This window comes from Hymenobacter persicinus (genome assembly GCF_004167665.1).
In the GTDB taxonomy this organism is placed as follows: domain Bacteria; phylum Bacteroidota; class Bacteroidia; order Cytophagales; family Hymenobacteraceae; genus Hymenobacter; species Hymenobacter persicinus.
This window is the reverse complement of record NZ_SEWE01000131.1, coordinates 1-1,837: the sequence shown is the minus strand read 5'-3', so window position 1 is coordinate 1,837 and position 1,837 is coordinate 1. Positions and strand designations below refer to the sequence as shown.

The following is a 1,837-nucleotide window of genomic DNA, read 5'->3' as shown; positions in this document are numbered from 1 at the left end:
TAAAGAGTAGCGCCTTCCCTACCTTCCCAGCTTCAACGCCACCCCGAAGCTGATGAAACTCCCGCTCTGACTTATGCCAAGTATGATTAGCGCAGCAGACGCCGAAACAGTAGCAAATGGCTTAGGTATTCCCATTCAGGAGAGACAGGATTTATTTGAATTTCGGTTAGCCAAAGGCACGCACGAAATATGGATTCAGCTGCTAAAAAACGGGCAATACATCTTCGTAAGTCTTATTGTTGATCAACTGGAATACCCTATTGAGCATATCGAGTTTTACATGCAGTAACCGAAACCAGAAATACTACAGGAAGCGAGGGAAATGGCCGAGCTGCTTTACACCCACCAAACCCGGTTTGTCCGGGAAGTGAAAGCTGGTAAACTGAAGCTGGCTCTCGAAGTCCTGCAAGAAGGTAGCTGGGCTCAGTTTGGCTATTTTAATACTGCTAAAGAGTAGCGCCTTCCCTACCTTCCCAGCTTCAACGCCACCCCGAAGCTGATGAAACTCCCGCTCTGACTTATGCCAAGTATGATTAGCGCAGCAGACGCCGAAACAGTAGCAAATGGCTTAGGTATTCCCATTCAGGAGAGACAGGATTTATTTGAATTTCGGTTAGCCAAAGGCACGCACGAAATATGGATTCAGCTGCTAAAAAACGGGCAATACATCTTCGTAAGTCTTATTGTTGATCAACTGGAATACCCTATTGAGCATATCGAGTTTTACATGCAGTAACCGAAACCAGAAATACTACAGGAAGCGAGGGAAATGGCCGAGCTGCTTTACACCCACCAAACCCGGTTTGTCCGGGAAGTGAAAGCTGGTAAACTGAAGCTGGCTCTCGAAGTCCTGCAAGAAGGTAGCTGGGCTCAGTTTGGCTATTTTAATACTGCTAAAGAGTAGCGCCTTCCCTACCTTCCCAGCTTCAACGCCACCCCGAAGCTGATGAAACTCCCGCTCTGACTTATGCCAAGTATGATTAGCGCAGCAGACGCCGAAACAGTAGCAAATGGCTTAGGTATTCCCATTCAGGAGAGACAGGATTTATTTGAATTTCGGTTAGCCAAAGGCACGCACGAAATATGGATTCAGCTGCTAAAAAACGGGCAATACATCTTCGTAAGTCTTATTGTTGATCAACTGGAATACCCTATTGAGCATATCGAGTTTTACATGCAGTAACCGAAACCAGAAATACTACAGGAAGCGAGGGAAATGGCCGAGCTGCTTTACACCCACCAAACCCGGTTTGTCCGGGAAGTGAAAGCTGGTAAACTGAAGCTGGCTCTCGAAGTCCTGCAAGAAGGTAGCTGGGCTCAGTTTGGCTATTTTAATACTGCTAAAGAGTAGCGCCTTCCCTACCTTCCCAGCTTCAACGCCACCCCGAAGCTGATGAAACTCCCGCTCTGACTTATGCCAAGTATGATTAGCGCAGCAGACGCCGAAACAGTAGCAAATGGCTTAGGTATTCCCATTCAGGAGAGACAGGATTTATTTGAATTTCGGTTAGCCAAAGGCACGCACGAAATATGGATTCAGCTGCTAAAAAACGGGCAATACATCTTCGTAAGTCTTATTGTTGATCAACTGGAATACCCTATTGAGCATATCGAGTTTTACATGCAGTAACCGAAACCAGAAATACTACAGGAAGCGAGGGAAATGGCCGAGCTGCTTTACACCCACCAAACCCGGTTTGTCCGGGAAGTGAAAGCTGGTAAACTGAAGCTGGCTCTCGAAGTCCTGCAAGAAGGTAGCTGGGCTCAGTTTGGCTATTTTAATACTGCTAAAGAGTAGCGCCTTCCCTACCTTCCCAGCTTCAACGCCACCCCGAAG

The 1,837-nt window shown here is 47.0% G+C and carries 1 protein-coding gene; it reads right to left on the bottom strand.

The window, feature by feature from the left end; all coding sequences use genetic code 11:
- Window positions 1-1,645: 1,645 nt before the first annotated feature.
- On the bottom strand, window positions 1,646-1,837 hold a 192-nt coding region (locus EWM57_RS21465; protein WP_207218381.1), incomplete at its 5' end, for a hypothetical protein.